A 17,998-nucleotide genomic window follows, 5' to 3' on the forward strand; every position below is an offset into this window, starting at 1 on the left:
TCGGCGTGGGCGCGGCTCCGGAAAAACAAGCGCCTGCTCAGCTTTGCAAGCCCGCCAGAAGCTGGCCATAGGCGCTCTTGGCCACCGCGGCCAATTGCTCGCGCGGCAGCGAGCCGACGACGGCGCAGCCATAACCCTTGTCCAGCCAATAGACGGCCTCAGGACCATCTTCCTCAGACCCATAGGTGCCCTTGGCCTTGGCCGCTGATTCGGCGGTGACGAAGAGCGATATGCGCTCGCCCTTGACGTCCTCATAAAGCAGCATCGCGGCTTTGCCCTGGCCGGCAGGCAGCAGCCGGCCACCGACCAGTTGGAATCCTTGCGCCGCCAGATCCGGCGCGACCAGCTTCAAACCCACCTGGTTCGACAGCCAGCTCTGCAAATGATCCTTGTCGCTTGCCGGCACTTCCACCGCATGCTGCTTTTCGGCGGCATAGATGACGTGGGCGGCGATCGCCTCTTCGGCAAGCTGGTCCTCGGCCGTATTTTCCAGGCCAAGGCGACCGATGCCGGCAAGGTAGCCGCCAGCACCGCCAATCGCCAGGATGGCGGCAGCGGCGGCCGCAAGCCACCAACGCGAGCGCGACGGCGACGCTCTGACCGCTGGCGTCTCGCCAAGCACCACCTTGCTCAGCCGCACCGGGACGGGTTCGTCCAGCACGCCGTTAAAGGCTGCGCGCAATGCTGCCCGGTCGGCGGCGTAGCGTGCGCTCTTGGCCTTCATCTCGGCATTGGCCTCGAGCCACGCCTCATAGGCCGTCCGCTCGTCGCCCGGCAACTCGCCATCGAGAGCCATGTGGATGTCGCGTTCGGAAAAATCGCGCCGGCTCATTTCTAGACGATCCTTATCGAGCGGCGGCGCGCGGTATCATCCAGCAGCGCGCGCAGTTCCTCACGCCCGCGCGCGATGCGCGACATCAAGGTGCCGGCGGGAACCCCAAGGATGTTGGCGGCTTCGGCGTAGGAAAACCCTTCGATGGCGACCATCACAAGTGCCGCCCGCCGGTCAGGGCTGATCGCCTGCAGCGCGTCCACGATCTCGCGCGAAGCGATGCTCTCGACCTGCTCGGCGGGTGCTGCCTGCGCCTCGCTTGCCTCGAGCGGTAGCATCGCCGCCTCGCCGCGCCGGTTCACCTTGCGCATCTGGTCGATGAACAAATGGTGCATGATCGTAAACAGCCACCTCCTGGGGCTTTCTCCTGTCTGCCAGTTGTCGAGCCGCACAAGCGCGCGCTCGAGACAATCCTGGACGAGATCGTCAGCGGAATCGCGGTCGCGCAACAGCGAGCGTGCATAGCGGCGCAGACGCGGTATTTCGCCAAGGATTGCTGCCTTCTTTTCGTCCATGACCGCTGGTTCTGGGGCCCCTGTCCGTGGTGATTGAACGCGCCTTTGCAGCGCGGCGCAAGCGGCCAGCGCGAAGCGGTCCGCCGCCCCGGTCACCCAAGCAACTAAGTAACGCTGCCAGTGGCAGGTTTATTCCCGGCCAAATTGAAATCGTCAGCTATTGCTCGTCTCGAGCTTTGCTTTCGCCGCCCTTGTCAGCAGCCGCTGATAGAACAAGCCGATGCCGATGAGCACCGCGCCGAGGCCGATGAAGGACAGCGCCCGCAACACGCCTTCTAGCTCCGACATGTCGAAGATGAAGACTTTGAGCACGGCGATCGAGATCAGCGCCGCCGACGCTATGCGCAGCACCTGCGACTTCAGCCAGACACCGGCGGTGAGCAGCACCACGCCGATGACCAGCCACAGTGCCGAATAAGTATAGGTCTCGAGCTGGCCGAGACCGCTCCACAGCCCGATGAACTCGCCCTTGAACAGGCGCCTGACCCACAGCGTGGCATAGGCAAAGGCGAGCACCGCCGCCACCACCGCCAGCATCGCCGCATACCATTTCGGCCGCTTGTCACGGGCATAGAGTGCCAATGCGCCTGCCGCAACCGCCGGCAAGAGGTAGGCGAGGAACAGAAGGTTGAACACCGGGATGCTGCCGGTCGATTCATCCGTCAGCAGCGGGTTCAGCGCCAGAAAATGCTGGAGGACGATGAAGGCGACCGAGACCACGCCCGCTGCAATCGAGCCGTAGCGCAGCACCGAACTTGGCGAGCGCATGTCTATGGCGACCAGGATGGCACCGGCACCGATGGCGATCAGCGTGTAGATCGCCTGTTCGGCAAGCGTTGCAGCAGCGGTATCGATGACGCCGCCATGCATGGCATGGCGCACCAGCATGGCGACGGTGAGCAGGCAAAACAACGCGGCGCCGGCCTCCATGGCGAGGCGCGGTCGGCCATTGGTGGTTCGGGCAAGCTGCCAGGCGGCAAAACCGAAAGCGAGCGCCGGCACGCCATATCCAAGCAGCAGCCAGTTGAACACCGGCGTCTTCGACAGGAACTCGGCACCGACGATGGTCGGGTCGAAGGCAACGCGGCCGAGCACTGCAATCACCGCACCAACGGAAATCCAGCCAAGCACCGGATAGCTACGCCAGCGCGTCGCCAGCGCCGGCACGGCGGCGGCTGCTCCGAGCAGGATGGTTGTCCAGCCGGAACCAAAGGCCATATGCAGCATCAGCAGGCAGGCAATCGCCGCCCCGCCGAGCGCGAAGGAGACAGCAGCGCCGCCGGTCAGCGGCGGCGCTTCGCCGCGCGCTATCCATTCGCCGCCGGCGACGAAGACGCCGACCAAAACGGCTGCGACCGCCGCATAAGCAAGGTCGCGGTCGAGATTGCCGAAGGTAGACCAGAGCGCCAGCAGGATGACCAGTGGCGCGACAGCGCTCCAGGCGGCCCATGTGGCGGCGCGCAGCCAGCCATAGGCCGCAAAACGGCGCGCCGCCCAAAAGCCAGCGCCGATGAAGACCAGGCCGAGAGCGATGCCGACCCTGAGCATCAAGGCATCGGACGCCACGACCGGCATGCCGTCGACGCCGAGAGCGCCACTCGAAAAATCGGAAGCGATCGTGGTCGGCGGAATGATGCCGAGATAGACGAGTACAGTCGCCAGCCCGGCGGCGTGCAGCAGTGCAAGCGCCCGCGGCCGGTAGAGCGCCACCGCCACCAGGGCTGCGACAAGGGCTGCGCCCTGCAAGGCATCGCCGGCGGCGGCAAAGACCGGATCGACGAACAGGGCCAGCGCCGAAAGCGCGACGAAGAAGCCCGGCGCGATCGACGGCCAGTCGAAGCTGCTACCGGCGACCGCTTCGCCGCGGCGGCCAAGCCAGACGAAGGCGAGCACGGCCAGTGTCGTCCCGTCGATAAAGAGGATGACGGCAAGGTCCGCCCCCGGCGCGTCGGTCATGTAGAAGATGGTCCAGATGCCCGTGGCGACGAAGGCTGCGGCCATCAAAAGCCTCCAGTCGCGGATGCGGGCAATGACGCCGGTGGCGGCGAGCACGATCGCCAGATAGCCGAACAGCGCCCACGGATTGGGCGCCTGCGAGGCGACCAGCAGCGGCGTCACCATGGCACCGAGCAGGCCGACGCCGGCCAGCGCCTGACCGTGGACCAGGCTCGCCGCGATCGTCGCCACCCCGATGGCGCCGAGCAGCGTGAAAGCGAGCGTCGGGCCGATGAAGCCGTAAATGCTGTACGCGGCGTAGACGGTACCGAACAGGATGAAGGCGCCGGCCGCCGTCAGGATCGCCGGGATATAGGCACCGGCGGCACCTTGCACCGGCACCCTGAAGCCGGTGCGCCGGATGAACTCGCCGCCGGCGACCAGCACCAGCCCGAGTGCCGCCGCCATGACAAGCCGCACGCGTGGCCCGAAAATGCCGGCCTCGATGGTGTAGCGGATCAGGAACAGGCCGCCCAGCGCCAGCGCGATGCCGCCGACCCAGACCGCCCAGCGGGTACCGAGCGCCGTTTCGACGTCGGACTGGCGAGCTGCCTTCGCCGCTGCCGCCGGTTGCGCCGACTCCGGCGCGGACGGCGCCGTTGTATCGGCATCGGCCTCTGTGGCTGACACGACCGCTGCGGTCCCCGGCGATACGGCCATGTCGGCTGCGGCCGCAAGTGGGATTGCGGCATCAGCCGGTTTGCTATCGTTTGCAGCCGGTTCCTTGGCTTGCGGCGGTAGCGCAGGCGTGCCCGAAAGCACAAGGCTGCGCAAGGCGCCAAGCTCGCGCTCGATCAGGCCGATGCGGCTCTGCTGGCGTGAAATGATGACGAACAGCGCGATGATGGCGACGAGGCCAATCAGGCTTTCAAACATGGCGGTTCCCCCAAACCAAACCAGTTGTCACTGACATTCAATCTTCAGTGACATTCAAATGCGGCGGCCAAACGGCCGGTCCATTCAACGTGCCGCCAGATTGGCCGCCGCAAAGATCGAGCATGTTTCGGTGCCGAAAGCCAGCAGCTTGCCATTGGCGTCCTTCAGCGCCGCTTCCGAAACGGCCAGCGTGCGGCCCTTGTGCACCACTTTGCCCCTCGCACCACCTCGCCCGTCCTTAGATCGGCCGCGTCAAATTCACTTTGAACTTGGCCGTCGCATAGGCCTCGCCTACCTGCGGAATGGTGCCAAGGCCGAGCGGTGAGACCCGGCCGGGATAGAGTTCCGCTTCGCTCATCTGGTGGTTTCCCCGGCGGCGGTTTCTGCGGCGCTCGGGTTGCCGGATCCATGGCCGGGCGCATGGTGCCTGCGCAAGGCGGCGAGGAAGCCGGCGCGGGCGCCGGGAGGCTCGATGCCGCGTGGTTCGTAGACATGACGGGTCAAAAAGAAGCCGGTTAGCCGGAAGGCGTCCTCGATCGCCGCCGGATCGGCGCGCAGGCCCGAACCGCGCTGCAGGAAGGCAGGCAGCGCCAGCATCTTGTCGCGCCACGGCGCGCCCGCCGCCCGCGACACGGCGCGGCCGGATTTCGGCGAGACGTAGGCAAGGTCCTGCCTGGTGCCGGTCGCCGCACACTGGCTGAGATCGAGGCCGAAGCCGAGTTCGTCGAGGACCAGCAGCTCGAAGCGGGCCACCAGCTCGCCGGCGGCATCGGCATCGTCGAGATGAGCGATCATCACCGCAAGCGTCTCGTAAAGGCCGCCATGGGCGTCACGCTCAGGCAGAAGACGCAAATGCGCGGCCATCGTCTGCAGGCCATAGACGGCAACGGCGCTGTCCATCAGCCGGGCGGCGTTCATCTCGATGGCCTCGACCTGAAAGGTGCCGAGATGCTCGTCGAGCCGCGCCCGCCACAACAGGTCGACGCGATTGCCGGGCTGCAAGACAGGCTGCTGTTTGCGCGAACGGCCGCCGCGCACGAGACCGAGATGGCGGCCATGCGCACGTGTCATCACCTCGAGAATGGCGCTGGTTTCGCCATGCTTGCGGGTGCCGAGAATGATTCCCTCGTCGCGCCATTCCATGACGAGAGCTTGTCACCGATTGGATGGCGAAATCAAGATGAGCGACCTATCCGCCGCAAACCGAAACGGCCCGTAGCGTATCGCTACGGGCCGTTTCGGCGAGATCGTCGTTTGATCAGAACGAGCGCTGGAAGCGGAAGATGCCGCCGATTGCGTCGGCATCGTCGGCATCGAAATTGTCGTAATAGTCGACTTCGGCGGTGATCGTGTAACCAGGAACGATCGTGTAGGCGACGTTGGCCGCAACGGCGAAGTCTTTGTCGTCGGTATAGGAGACCTGGGCGTTCAAAGCGGTCTTCTTGTTGACGGCATAGCTGCCGCCGCCCCAGACGGCAAAGTTGCCAGTCCACGGTTTGTAGAAGTTCTTTGCGACGTTGTCGTCGCTGCCGTAGCCCGCCATCACGAACAGGGTCAGGTCAGTAATCGGCTTGACGTCGAGGCGGGCTTTGCCGGCCCATTCTTCCGACGTGCTGTTATAGGCGCCGACCGCGGTGATCGCACCCCAGTCACCCTTGTATTTCACGCCGCCGACGACAAACGGAACGTAGCTGTCGATCGACTGGTCAGCGCCGGAGCCCGTTTCGACCGAGGCGACTGCCGTAAAGCCATTACCGCCGTCGAAATAGTAACTGATCAGGTTGGTGTCCTTGGTGCCGTAAGGAATGATAGTGTCCTGGACGACGCTGCCGGCGTAGCCGATGAACGAATCATAGACAGTTTCATCCTTGCCGACGCGGAAACCTCCAAGCTGGATCCAGGCGAAGTTCAGGGTAACCGCCTTGTTGTCCTGCACGCTGAAATCAACACCGCTCACGGTGCGTTTGGTATTGCCGAAGTTGAAACGGGTCTCGGTGTAGGTCTTCAAAGTGCCGAGCTCGGTTTCCTGGCCTGTCCACGTCTTCAAATTGAAGCGCGCATTCTTGTTCCAGGTCTGCTGTTCGTCACCGTCCATAAGGTCGTGTGTCGTCGCGCCGTCGAAAACGCGGCCACCGTCGCCGAAGCTGGCGTCATAGCGGACATAGCCGCCGATGCGCAGGCAGGTCTCGGTGCCGGGGATGTAGTAGTAGCCGGCGCCGTAGACGTCACAAATCTTGACGTATTCGGCGGGTTCCGGCTCGGCGACCACAACAGCGTCGGCGGCGCGCGCGCCGGAGACCGCGACGAATGCCGCGGCTGAGCCGAGAAGAAGGCTCTTGATATTCATTTTCTGACCTCTCCAGTCAAAGTTAAAATGGCTTTGAACCCATGGTTGAACGGCTGAACGCCTCACCCACGTCGAAAAAGGCGCGCACTGCACCCCCTCTTCAGGCGGCGAACATACTCATCGGCATTCCAGTCTCAATGACGATTATAAAAATAATCAATGTTTTAATAACAGAAGAAATCCATGTTGCACAAATATCACTTCATATTTTCTTCATGATCGCTCCCGGCACAAACGAGACATTGTCACAATTGTACGAAAATATACTTGTACCATTAGCCGGCAAACCGATCGGAATCCGACAGACATTCCTTTTACGTGTTCTTTTTTTGGAATGGACTTCTAACGTTGGCAGCGAGATCAAGCCAACTTCGCCATCGCTGCGTTCTGTGCGGCAAGAACGACTTCCGCCACCAGATCCTGCCTGAGCATTTCAATGGGAGTACGTCCGGCGAGGCCGGGCGCGGGGCCGATCAGCCACGCCCAGGCATGCCGTGGCTCGGGCATCGCGGACAAGACTTCCTTGATACCCGGAGCCGGCCTGCCGTCGACGAACTGGGCCAGGGGAAATACATGTTTGCGGCCACCGGTGCGCAACGCAACGACCGTGCCGCTCCGCTGCCAGCGATGCAGGGTCGAGCGCGATATGCCGAGATTTTGCTGCAGGAACGTCGACCCGGCGACCCGACCGGCCCAGTCCTCGACCCGCATCGCGTCAAGGTCGCCGCTTCCAACCGGTTGGACGTCCGTCCCTTGGGCTCGGTGTGCGCTCGACAGACGCGTCCGGGCACTGCGTTCCGCAGCTTCGGCCGCCAATATCCGCACGAACCGCGAGGCCATGCCGGGCAATCTTTCCTGCATGGTGTCGATCGCCCTGATGTCGGTCGGTGCAAGCAGGGCGACGGCGGCGGCAACGGCCCCGGCGATCCTGCCCGCTGCAACGACCGCATCGCTGTTCGTCACCTTGCCTTGCCGCGCCAGCACGCGCTCGATCTCAACAGCGACGGCGTTTGCAAACTCGATCTGACGGATGGGGTCGATGCGATTCCAAGTCCCGGTCATGTCCTGATCTGGCTGCTTGCCTGCCGGTTCCGGTTTGCTCGGAAGCGGGTCTTTCGAACAGCGTATAGGCAGGGTGTATGACGGAGAGACGACAAACGGGAACCGTGCACGATTGCAATGTCGGCAGGTGCTCCAGCCGGTCCGGTTCTGCATGAAATATCGGAAATTTCTCAGAACCCGCTCAGGATTTCGTGTCGCGCCGGTGCCAATAAGAAACGGGTCGACCGAGGGTGGTCGACGCATGGCCTCCCGGAGGGATTCGGCCGGCGGTTCAAGATGCAAGTCGACCGATTGGGCAGTCCGGCGACCTCTCATTGTCATCTGCCCGTGAGAGGCCCGACATGACTTCGTTCCTGCGCCTGGTGCGGCAGCATCAGTTGACTGCCTTCTTTTCGTTGGCGCTTGCCCTTACCTGGTTTGCCTTCATCCCGTTCTACCTGTCGAGCGGCGATAGCATTCCTTGGTTTACCTTCGGCCCGATGATCTCCGGATTCGTTGTCGCAGCCCTTTCCGGAGGCTGGACTTCGGTCAAGGCCATTCTCGCTTCCATGGTGAAGTGGCGGGTATCTCCGTTGTGGTATCTGGTGGCATTCGGCCTGCCATTGGGCACGCAGCTTGCCTCGATCCTGGTCAATCCGCTGTTTGGCTCGGCGACGCCGGCCTGGAGCAATATTCCAGCCGTCACTGAGATACTGCCGATCATCGCGCTCTATGCGGTGTTCAGCGGCCCGCTTGGCGAAGAGCCGGGATGGCGCGGCTTTGCGACACCGCGTCTTCTGGCCAAGCATTCGGCGCTGGCCGGAAGCCTGATCCTCGGCGCGATCTGGGCGATCTGGCATTTTCCGCTCGGCCTGGTCGGCGATCTCAGCGTCTACGGCACGATTAACGTCCTACTGGCGGCAGTGGTGTTCACCTGGCTCTATCAGAACACCGGTAGTGTGCTTCTCGCCATTCTGATGCATGTCACCCATCAGAACAGCGTACGCTTCCTGGGCAAGGTGTTCATCGACGCCGACCATGTGCAGCAGCAATGGATCGGTGTTGCGATCTGGGCGGTGGCTGCGGTCGCCATCGTTGCCGTCTACGGCACCGAGAGCTTCGTCCGCAGGTCGGCAATGCAGCCCGCCCTCGCTGGCGCCGTCTAATTTGCGGCGCCCAAATCCAAAGCACCGCTTTCGGCGGCGACAGACCTTGACCCAGCCCCCCAGCCGTAGGCCAATACAGGCACGGCTTCAGGGAGCGGGCCATTTCGATGGCGGTTTCGGCCACTGATCAGGTTTTTCAGTTCGGCGGTTTCACGCTCGATCTGGGCAAAGGCACGCTCGGCCGGGCCGAACAGCCGGCCTTCCTGCGGCCGAAAGCCTACGCATTGCTGACGCATCTCGCCCGCCACATCGGCCGTGTGGTGCCGAAGTCGGAATTGATGGATGCGGTCTGGCCGGGTGTTTTCGTCACCGAGGACTCGCTGACGCAGTCGATTCGCGAGATCCGCAGGGTGCTCGGCGAGGAAACGATACGGACCGTATCGAAGCGCGGCTACATGCTGATCCCTGAAATTGAACCGGTGCCCGAACCCGGCGCGCAGCCGATCGTGGCGGTGCTCAGGTTCCGCAATGACGGCGCCGATCCGGCCGACGAAGCGATCGTCGACGGTATTGCCGAAGACATTATCAACGGTCTCGCCTGCTTCGGCACGCTGACAGTGCTGGCGCGCAATTCGAGCTTCTCGTTTGCCTCCTATTCGCCCAGTGAATGGCCTGTCGTGCGTTCGCGTATCGGCGCCGATTATCTCGTCGAGGGTTCGGTGCGGCGGCAGGCAGGCAGCATCGTCTGTGCGGTCAATCTCGTTGACGCAGCCAGCGCTTCCCAGCTCTGGGGCGATCGCTACCAGGCCGATTACGCCGGGCTGTCCGCCATCCAGCAGGAGATCGTCGAAAAGATCGTCGGCCGGCTGGTGGTTCGGGCGAACAATGCCGGCCTGCAACGTGCCTCGCGGCAGCCGGTAGCCAGCCTCGCCGCCCATGAACTGGTGCTGCGCGGCGTCGCTTTGCTGCGCGATCCGGCGCAAAGCGAACTGGAAGAAGCGGCAGCGTTTTTCGAAGCGGCGATCGTCAGGGACCCGGCCTATGGCCTTGCTTACACCTATCTGGCGCTGTCGCATGTACTTAACAGCGAATTCGGGCCCATCAGCGACGCCGTTCTGACGAAGGCCCGCGACCTGGCCGACCGGGGCATCGCATTGTCGCCGGACCAGGCAACGGCACACCGCATCCAGTCGCTGGTGCGGCTCAATATGCGCGACCACGAGGCGGCCGAGCATCATTTGCGCATCGCGCTCGAGCTCAATCCGGGCGACGCAGACTGTATCGAGCAGATGGGGCATCTGTTGACGATGCGCGGCCGGCCGCTCGACGCGCTCGCCTGGCTGGCGCGTGCCATCCGCATCAACCCGCTGCATCCTCACTGGTATCAGTACGATCGCGCGCTTGCGCTATACATGCTGGGCGAATACCGCACGGCTGCCGAGGCGCTGGAGCTGGCGACGCGACCGACGCCGTGGATCCGCACTCGGCTTGCCGCCTGTTACGCTCAGTTCGGCGACATGCAGGCGGCAAGGCGCCAGGCTGCGCTGATCAACGCCGACGGCTCCGATTTCTCGCCACTCGACTATGCAAGAACGGGCATCCCGTTCGAAAACGCCTCCGACGCCGAACATCTTGCCGACGGCGTGTCGCTAGCACTTGGGTAATCCTGAGGCGGCCAACAGGCCGCTCGGCGGATCGCCCAATAGGCTCAGTGCGGAAATTCGAGCCCCATTTCACGGTAGCGCTCGGGATCGTCGCCCCAGTTCTCGCGCACCTTGACGAACAGGAAGAGGTGCACCTTTTGCTCGAGTATGCCTGCGATTTCCATGCGCGCGGCCTGGCCGATGGCGCGGATCGTCTCGCCCTTATGGCCGAGCACGATCTTCTTCTGGCTGTCGCGCTCGACATAGATGGTCTGGTCGATGCGCACCGAGCCGTCCTTCTTCTCTTCCCATTTCTCGGTCTCGATGTGGGAGGAATAGGGCAGTTCCTGATGCAGCCTGAGATAGAGCTTTTCGCGGGTAATCTCGGCCGCGAGCTGGCGCATCGGCAAGTCGGAGATCTGGTCTTCCGGATAGTACCAGGGGCCGGCCGGCAAGGTCTCGGCGAGATAGTCGAGCAGGTCCTTGCAGCCAGACCCGGTCAGCGCCGAAACCATGAAGGTGCGCTTGAACGGCACCCTTTCATTGGCTGCCGCCGACAATGCGAGCAACGTCTCGTGCTTGACCCGATCGACCTTGTTGAGGATCAACACCATCGGCTGCCGGACGTCCTTCAGCCGCTCGAGGATGGCGTCGGCATCGCCCCGGATGCCGCGCTCGGCATCGATCAAGAGCAGCACGATATCGGCGTCCTTGGCACCGCCCCACGCGGTCGTCACCATCGCGGTGTCCAGCCGGCGCTTCGGCTTGAATATGCCCGGCGTGTCGACGAAGACGATCTGCGCGTTGTTATGGGTGGCAATGCCGCGCACGATAGCGCGCGTGGTCTGCACCTTGTGCGTCACGATCGACACCTTGGCGCCGACCAATTGGTTGACCAGCGTCGATTTCCCCGCATTGGGCGCACCGATCAGCGCGACGAAGCCGGAGCGGGTAGCGGGAGCTTCTGTTGCCGGAGCTTCGGTGGCGGTCATGCGGCACTCCCTTGATTAAGCCAGACGCCTTCCCGCTGCAGAAGCGCCGCGGCTGCAGCCTGCTCCGCCTCGCGCTTGGAGCGCCCGCTGCCGGTCGCCGGCGGATAGGCGCCGACCTTGACGCTGACGGTGAACAGCGGATCGTGGTCCGGTCCCTCGCGGCTGTCGATTATGTAAACCGGCACTGCGCCTGCCGCCTGATGCGCCCATTCCTGGAGTTCGGTTTTCGCATCGCGACGGGCGGCGTCAATGGCTTGCGAACGCGGCTGCCAGTATCTGTGGATGAAGGCACGGGCCGCTTCCAACCCGCCGTCGAGATAGAGCACGGCGATCAGCGATTCCAATGCATCGGCGCGCAGATTGACGCGCTTGCGCCCATCGAGGCCACGTACGTCCGAACCGGCGCGAATAAGTTCCGGCAGGCCGATCTCCTCGGCGATCTCCGCCAGGGCCTCGGCGTTGACCAGCGCATTCAATCTCAGCGACAGCTCACCCTCGGCGGCGTCGGGAAATGCCGCCAGCAGCATATCGGCAACGACAAGTCCGAGAACGCGGTCGCCCAGGAATTCGAAACGTTCGTAGTCGATGCCGGCATGACTGCCGCGAGCGCTGGCATGGGTCAGCGCCCGCTGCAGGCGCTGATGGTCGCCAAAACTGTGGCCAGTACGCTCCCTGAGCGCCTCGGCGAGCGCATCGGCGGTCAGCCGTTTCGTCGCCGCCATGGCCCTAATTGACGAAATGGAACAGGCGCGACGCGCGCATCAGCGACGGCCATTTCCAGATTTCGAGCGGGCTGGCGCTGCCGCCGATCGAGAAGAAAATGAGGTTGGCGCGGCCGACCAAATTCTCGTCCGGCACGAAGCCGACGGTGAAGCGGCTGTCCGACGAGTTGTCGCGATTGTCGCCCATCATGAAATAGTGGCCGGGCGGCACCTTGAACTCTTTGGTATTGTCGCCGATCGAAGCCTGCGTCAGGTCGAGCGTGTCGTAGGTGACGCCGTTCGGCAGCGTTTCGCGATAGACATCGACCGGCCCGTTCTCCTCGGTGATGTCGCGGTTGTCGATCTGCCCGACCTTGACGCGCGGCACACCTACGTCGTTGATGAAGAGCTGGCCATCCTTGACCTGGATCTTGTCGCCCGGCAGGCCGACGACGCGCTTTATATAGTCCACGGAAGGATCCGGCGGAAACTTGAACACCACCACATCGCCGCGCTTCGGCTCGGAGCCCCAGATGCGGCCCGAAAAGATGTTCGGCCCGAACGGCAGAGAATAGCGGGAGAAGCCGTAGGACCATTTGGTGACGAAGAGATAATCGCCTTCGAGCAAAGTCGGCCGCATCGAGCCTGACGGAATCGAGAACGGCTGGAACAGGAGCGTGCGGATCACCAGCGCAAGCAGCAGGGCCTGGACGATGACGCTGACGGTTTCGCCAAGTCCGCCGGATTTCTTCTGGGTTTTTTCAGCCACGCTCATGTCGTCCTCGATTGTGCGTTGGATGGTATAGAGTCTCGGCGCGCGCTGGGCAACGTCATGCCGGTGGTCAGATGCAATCAATGTGGCGCTTCTTCGACCGGCAACGCTTCAATGATCACAAAGGCTTGAGCGAGCGGAAAATCATCGGTGATGGTGAGGTGGATCACCGCGCGATGCCCTTCAGGCAGGATTTCGTCCAGCCGCGCTGCCGCCCCGTTGGTCAGCGCCATGGTCGGCTTGCCGCTGGCCAGGTTGACGACCCCCATGTCACGCCAGAACACACCCTGCGCCAGACCGGTGCCCAATGCCTTGGCGCAGGCTTCCTTGGCGGCGAAACGCTTGGCGTAGGAGGCCGCACGCGCCGCGCGGTTTTCGGAGCGCGCCTGTTCGATCTCGGTGTAGATGCGTTGGATGAAGCGTTGGCCATGACGTTCCAGCGACTTCTCGATGCGTCTGATGTCGATGAGGTCGCTGCCGATACCGATAATCATTCGGCGGGAACTTCCGGCCCGGTTTTTCCAGCCTTTGCCGCTCTTTCGGCCAGCCGCTTGCGGCGCTGCTCCTGGAAAGTGACCATGCCCCAGCGGGTGATGCCGTAGAACAGCAGGCCGAAAGCCAGGCCGAGCGGTATTGCGCCGATTGTCATCGGCTTCAGCACCGGTCCCCACAACTGCGCAAAGGAAAGATTATGCAGCATGTCGCCGAGATGCGCGGGTGGGCCATGCGCCGGCAGGTGTTCATGCAGGATCAGCTTGCCGACCTCCCAGGAGGCGGCCCATAGCAGCGGAAAGGTCAGGGGGTTGCCGAAGACCGTGCCGAGTGCCGCCGCGACCAGATTGCCGGCGATTAGCCAGCACAGGATGGCAGCAATGATGAAGTGGAAGCCAAGCGGGAAAAACGACGCGAATACGCCCGCCGCAACACCGGCGGCCACTGCGTGCGGCGTGGCCCTAAGCCGCAGGATGCGCTTGGAAAAATACCGCAGCGAGCGCGAGAACGAGCGGCGCGGCCACAAATAAGTACGCACCCGCTCGAAAAAACCATCAGGCTTGCGCCGTCGAAAAAGCACTCTGTTCCTGTTCCTAGTTCCATCGATGGCTTCATCGCCGGCTTTTCCAGCCAGGCGCGACAGCCCATGCTGCGCTCTGCGGTCGCCGAAAAGCAACTACGACTTTGATATAGCGATGCGCTGGCCGAAGAACAACGAGGCCGAGGGCATCCGCTCGGTGGCCGGTCGCGCCAGCCCTGGGTATCGCCGTTCTGAACAGGGTATGATCGCGGCGAATTTAAGGAGCGCCGCTTAGGTTCGATATTCGCTGACCTCGACGAGGTTGCCGTCCGGGTCACGGAAATAGACCGATATCATCGCGCCACGAGCGCCGGCGCGCTCGACCGGGCCGACCTCTATCACCACGCCATTGGCGGCGAGGCTGGCACATATCTCGGCGAGCGGCCGGCTAGCAATCAAGCAGAAATCTCCGGAGCCCGGCGTCGGCGCCTTGGCCTTCGGCTCGAAGGTACGCCCGACCTGATGCACATTGATCTTTTGCGTTCCAAACAGCAGCGCCGTTGGTCGATCCGGCTCGTCGAGACGCTCGAAGCCAAGCACGCGCTGATAGAAGGCGCAGGTATCGTCCACCGAACGAACTGTCAGCACGAAATGATCGATACCGGCAATCACGGCAGCGCCTCCGTCATATATTGCGGCTGCCGGGCTTGATCGCCGGTATGGCGGCGAGTTCGGGCGGCAGCCTGTCGGCTGGATAGGCCGGAACTTCATATTCGGCGAGCGCGATCAGCGGCACGCCGACATCGGTCTTGCCAGCCGAGCGGTCGATGATGCACGCGGCGGCTGCGACCTCGGCGCCAAGGCCGCGCAGGCAGTCGATGGTCTCGCGGATCGACAGGCCAGTGGTGACGATGTCCTCGACAATGACAACGCGCGATCCCTTGGCGATCTCGAAACGGCGCAGCCTGAATTCGCCCCCTTCCCGCTCGACCCAAATCGCCGGCGCGCCAAGATGGCGCGAGGTCTCATAGGCCGGGATCAGCCCGCCGATCGCGGGGCCGACGACGTAGTCGATCCTGCCGGGCACGCCAGCGCGGATCTTTTCGGCGAGTGCCTTGCACAAGCGCTCTGTCTTGTCGGCATGCATGAAAACGCGCGCCTTCTGCAAGAAGACCGGGCTGCGCAGGCCCGACGTCAGGATGAAATGCCCTTCGAGAACGGCGCCGGCCTCGCGGAAAATGCCTAGCACTTCATCGGTGTTCATTGTTCGCTCCATGCCCATGGTGAATGGTGAATGGTAGTGAGAGCACTCTCTTTCACTATTCACTATTCACTATTCACTATTCACTATTCACTATTCACTATTCACCCATTCACGCGCCTTGCATCGCTGACGCTCGAATTGTCCTTTAGCTGCGACAGCAGCCGGTTCAAGTGCTTGAGGTCCCACACTTCGAGATCGATCAGCATTTCGGTGAAATCGGGCGCGGTGCGCACCATCGACAAAGTGTGGATGTTGGCATCGTTGGATGCGACGACTTGTGCAATGTCGGCGAGCGAACCCGGTGCGTTGATGGCGGTGACAGAGACGCGCGCCGGGAACCGCTCCTTGGTGCGCTCGTCAATATCCCAGCGCACGTCGATCCAGCGCTCGGGCTGGTCGTCAAAGGCCTGCAGCGCCGGCGACTGGATCGGATAGATGGTGATACCGGTTCCCGGCTGCACGATGCCGACAATGCGGTCGCCAGGCACTGCCCCTTCCGGCGCGAAGCGCACCGGCAGATCGCCGCGCACGCCGCGGATCGGCACCGCATCGTCGCGCGGCTGGTTTTTGTCCTTGCGCGCGGCGCGGCCCGGAATCTGGAACAGCATGCCGGCGGCGTTGCGGATCTTCGACCAGCCCTCCTCGCGCTGCTTGGGCGCGACCAGCGTGACGCGCTCGTCCTTGTAGTCGGGGAACACCGCCTTCATGACATCGGTGGAGGCAAGTTCGCCTCGGCCGACCGCGGCCAGCACATCCTCGATGTCCTTGCGCGCCAGCCGGTGCAGCACCGGCTTCAGGCTTTCCTTGGTGAAGGTCTTGCCGGACCGTTCGAAGGCGCGCTCCAGAATGCGGATACCGAGACCCGAATATTGCTTGCGAATAGCGTTCTTGGTGGCGCGGCGGATGGCCGAGCGTGCCTTGCCGGTAACGACCACCGATTCCCACGCCGCCGGCGGGACCTGCGCCTTCGAGCGGATGATCTCGACCTCGTCGCCATTCTTCAGCTCCGTCATCAGCGGCATGATGCGGCCATTGACCTTGGCGCCGACGCAAGTGTCGCCGACGTCGGTGTGGACGGCGTAGGCAAAGTCGATCGGCGTGGCGCCGCGCGGCAGCGCGATCAGCATGCCCTTCGGCGTAAAGCAGAATACCTGGTCCTGGAACAGTTCCAGCTTGGTGTTTTCGAGGAAGTCCTCGGGATTGTCGCCTTCGGCAAGCTGCTCGATGGTGCGCCGCAGCCAGGCATAGGCATTGGTTTCCTTCGAGATCGCATGGGCGGCACCATTCATCTTGCCGCCGCTATCTTTATAGATCGAATGAGCGGCGACGCCGTATTCGGCGATCTTGTTCATCTGATAGGTACGGATCTGCAATTCGACGCGCTGGCGCGATGGGCCGACGATGGTGGTGTGGATCGAGCGGTAGTCGTTCTGCTTCGGCGTCGAGATGTAGTCTTTGAAGCGGCCGGGCACCATCGACCAGGTGGTGTGGATGGCGCCGAGCGCGCGATAGCAGTCCTCGACCGTCTCGACAACGACGCGGAAGCCAAAAATGTCGGACAGCTGCTCGAACGACAGCGCCTTGGCCTCCATCTTGCGGAATACCGACCACGGCTTCTTCTGCCGGCTCTTGACCTCGGCCTTGATCGAATATTTGTCGAACAGCGTGGAGAGCGCCTTCTCGATCTCGGACAGCACGCCCTTGTTGCGCTCGAAGATTTCGGCGAGCCGTGCGGTGACGGCGCGGTAGGCTTCCGGATTGATGAAGCGGAAGGCGATCTCTTCCAACTCCTCGCGCATGCCTTGCATGCCCATGCGGCCGGCCAGCGGCGCGTAGATGTCCATCGTCTCTTCGGCAATGCGCAGGCGCTTGGCTTCCGGCACATGGTCGAGGGTGCGCATATTGTGCAGGCGGTCGGCGAGCTTGACCAGAAGCACGCGCACGTCTTCCGAGATCGCCAGCAACAGCTTGCGCAGGTTCTCCGCCTGCTCGGCCTTCTTCGAGACGAGGTCGAGCTTCTTCAGCTTGGTCAGGCCCTCGACCAGCTTGCCCATTTCCGGGCCGAACAATTCGTCGATCTCGGCCCTGGTCGCCGTGGTGTCCTCGATCGTGTCGTGCAGCAAGGCAACGGCAATCGTCGCCTCGTCCATGTGCATTTCGGTGAGGATGGCGGCGACTTCGAGCGGATGCGAGAAATAGGGATCGCCGGAGGCACGCTTCTGGTGGCCATGCTTCTGCATGGCGTAGACATACGCCTTGTTGAGCAGCGCCTCGTTGACGTCAGGCTTGTAGCGCTGCACGCGCTCGACAAGCTCATACTGCCGCATCATGGGCGGGATCTCGCAATGCTGAAATGAATCATGCGCCGCACTGGCGTACGGCGCATGTCATAGATAGCCACGAAACTGCCGACGCGAAAGTGTCGGCAGTTGTCGCTAAGATCAATAGTCGTCGCTTTTTTCCGGTGGCACCAGGCCCTCGATGCCGGCCAACAGGTCTTCTTCGGTCATGCGATCGAAGGTGACGTTGTCCTCGGCGTCGTCGGCATCGGTGGCCACAACGGCGCTACCGGTCTGGTCGGCAATCGCCTCGCCATCGGCTTCCGGCTCATCGACCTCGACATGCTTCTGCAGCGAATGGATGAGATCTTCCTTGAGGTCGTCCGGCGACAGCGTCTCTTCGGCGATTTCGCGGAGCGCAACGACCGGGTTCTTGTCGTTGTCGCGCGGTACGGTGATCTGCGCGCCCTGGCTGATCTGACGGGCGCGGTGGCCGGCCAGGAGCACCAGCTCGAAGCGGTTGTCGACCTTGTCGATGCAATCTTCAACGGTTACGCGGGCCATGAGTTGCCCCTTTCATGCCTGGATTTGATGGAAAACAGGCGCGGTCCATAACCCGAACG

Annotated in this window: 18 protein-coding genes; 2 read left to right on the top strand and 16 right to left on the bottom strand. The window is 63.0% G+C overall.

Annotated features, from left to right (window positions below; genetic code table 11):
- Positions 1-37: 37 nt before the first annotated feature.
- The 7 genes from NKJ46_RS21475 to NKJ46_RS21505 all read right to left on the bottom strand — a co-directional run bounded on the left by NKJ46_RS21475 (position 38) and on the right by NKJ46_RS21505 (position 7,627).
- Positions 38-832, bottom strand: coding sequence for an anti-sigma factor family protein (locus NKJ46_RS21475; RefSeq protein WP_352667331.1), 795 nt, complete (start codon positions 830-832; stop codon positions 38-40).
- A 2-nt stretch (positions 833-834) separates the two neighbouring features.
- On the bottom strand, positions 835-1,347 hold the full coding sequence (locus tag NKJ46_RS21480) for a sigma-70 family RNA polymerase sigma factor (RefSeq protein WP_292657948.1): 513 nt from the start codon (positions 1,345-1,347) through the stop codon (positions 835-837).
- Between the two features lie 153 nt (positions 1,348-1,500).
- Positions 1,501-4,218: a DUF2339 domain-containing protein gene (locus tag NKJ46_RS21485; RefSeq protein ID WP_352667333.1), complete on the bottom strand. Its 2,718-nt coding sequence runs from the start codon at positions 4,216-4,218 to the stop codon at positions 1,501-1,503.
- An 84-nt stretch (positions 4,219-4,302) separates the two neighbouring features.
- Positions 4,303-4,428: a hotdog fold domain-containing protein gene (locus NKJ46_RS21490; RefSeq protein ID WP_352667336.1), complete on the bottom strand. Its 126-nt coding sequence runs from the start codon at positions 4,426-4,428 to the stop codon at positions 4,303-4,305.
- A 144-nt stretch (positions 4,429-4,572) separates the two neighbouring features.
- Complete coding sequence (gene recO / locus NKJ46_RS21495) at positions 4,573-5,361, bottom strand: DNA repair protein RecO (RefSeq protein WP_352667339.1); 789 nt, start codon at positions 5,359-5,361, stop codon at positions 4,573-4,575.
- A gap of 115 nt (positions 5,362-5,476) precedes the next feature.
- On the bottom strand, positions 5,477-6,565 hold the full coding sequence (locus NKJ46_RS21500; RefSeq protein ID WP_292658018.1) for a porin: 1,089 nt from the start codon (positions 6,563-6,565) through the stop codon (positions 5,477-5,479).
- Between the two features lie 360 nt (positions 6,566-6,925).
- Positions 6,926-7,627, bottom strand: coding sequence for an antitoxin Xre/MbcA/ParS-like domain-containing protein (locus NKJ46_RS21505; protein WP_352667342.1), 702 nt, complete (start codon positions 7,625-7,627; stop codon positions 6,926-6,928).
- Positions 7,628-7,968: 341 nt separating this feature from the next.
- Here NKJ46_RS21505 and NKJ46_RS21510 point away from each other — a divergent pair, with 341 nt between their 5' ends.
- Together NKJ46_RS21510 and NKJ46_RS21515 are read left to right on the top strand one after the other, a co-directional pair.
- Positions 7,969-8,772, top strand: coding sequence for a CPBP family intramembrane glutamic endopeptidase (locus tag NKJ46_RS21510; RefSeq protein WP_352667345.1), 804 nt, complete (start codon positions 7,969-7,971; stop codon positions 8,770-8,772).
- A 107-nt stretch (positions 8,773-8,879) separates the two neighbouring features.
- A complete protein-coding gene (locus tag NKJ46_RS21515; RefSeq protein ID WP_352667347.1) occupies positions 8,880-10,376 on the top strand; it encodes a winged helix-turn-helix domain-containing tetratricopeptide repeat protein in 1,497 nt (498 codons plus the stop codon).
- Positions 10,377-10,420: 44 nt separating this feature from the next.
- On the opposite strand, the gene era is transcribed toward NKJ46_RS21515, so the two are convergent.
- From era to rpoZ, 9 genes are all read right to left on the bottom strand, one after another.
- Complete coding sequence (gene era, locus NKJ46_RS21520) at positions 10,421-11,347, bottom strand: GTPase Era (protein WP_023677765.1); 927 nt, start codon at positions 11,345-11,347, stop codon at positions 10,421-10,423.
- On the bottom strand, positions 11,344-12,069 hold the full coding sequence (rnc, locus tag NKJ46_RS21525) for a ribonuclease III (protein WP_352667350.1): 726 nt from the start codon (positions 12,067-12,069) through the stop codon (positions 11,344-11,346). The genes era and rnc overlap by 4 nt, the downstream gene beginning before the upstream one ends.
- Positions 12,070-12,073: 4 nt before the next feature.
- On the bottom strand, positions 12,074-12,823 hold the full coding sequence (gene lepB / locus NKJ46_RS21530; RefSeq protein ID WP_352566173.1) for a signal peptidase I: 750 nt from the start codon (positions 12,821-12,823) through the stop codon (positions 12,074-12,076).
- 77 nt (positions 12,824-12,900) lie between these two features.
- Positions 12,901-13,314 carry a holo-ACP synthase gene (gene acpS, locus NKJ46_RS21535; protein WP_023719885.1) on the bottom strand — a complete coding sequence of 138 codons (414 nt, stop codon included), beginning with the start codon at positions 13,312-13,314 and terminating at the stop codon, positions 12,901-12,903.
- Positions 13,311-13,892 carry a DUF2062 domain-containing protein gene (locus NKJ46_RS21540; RefSeq protein ID WP_352667353.1) on the bottom strand — a complete coding sequence of 194 codons (582 nt, stop codon included), beginning with the start codon at positions 13,890-13,892 and terminating at the stop codon, positions 13,311-13,313. Before NKJ46_RS21540 ends, acpS begins: the two co-directional genes overlap by 4 nt.
- Positions 13,893-14,123: 231 nt before the next feature.
- Complete coding sequence (locus NKJ46_RS21545) at positions 14,124-14,504, bottom strand: VOC family protein (RefSeq protein WP_352667356.1); 381 nt, start codon at positions 14,502-14,504, stop codon at positions 14,124-14,126.
- A gap of 13 nt (positions 14,505-14,517) precedes the next feature.
- Complete coding sequence (gene pyrE / locus NKJ46_RS21550) at positions 14,518-15,096, bottom strand: orotate phosphoribosyltransferase (RefSeq protein ID WP_352667359.1); 579 nt, start codon at positions 15,094-15,096, stop codon at positions 14,518-14,520.
- Positions 15,097-15,197: 101 nt separating this feature from the next.
- On the bottom strand, positions 15,198-17,426 hold the full coding sequence (locus tag NKJ46_RS21555; RefSeq protein WP_352667361.1) for a RelA/SpoT family protein: 2,229 nt from the start codon (positions 17,424-17,426) through the stop codon (positions 15,198-15,200).
- 111 nt (positions 17,427-17,537) lie between these two features.
- Positions 17,538-17,939 carry a DNA-directed RNA polymerase subunit omega gene (rpoZ, locus tag NKJ46_RS21560; RefSeq protein ID WP_352667364.1) on the bottom strand — a complete coding sequence of 134 codons (402 nt, stop codon included), beginning with the start codon at positions 17,937-17,939 and terminating at the stop codon, positions 17,538-17,540.
- Positions 17,940-17,998 lie beyond the last annotated feature (59 nt).

The sequence above is a fragment of the Mesorhizobium sp. M0166 genome, assembly GCF_040322255.1.
Classification (GTDB): Bacteria; Pseudomonadota; Alphaproteobacteria; order Rhizobiales; family Rhizobiaceae; genus Mesorhizobium.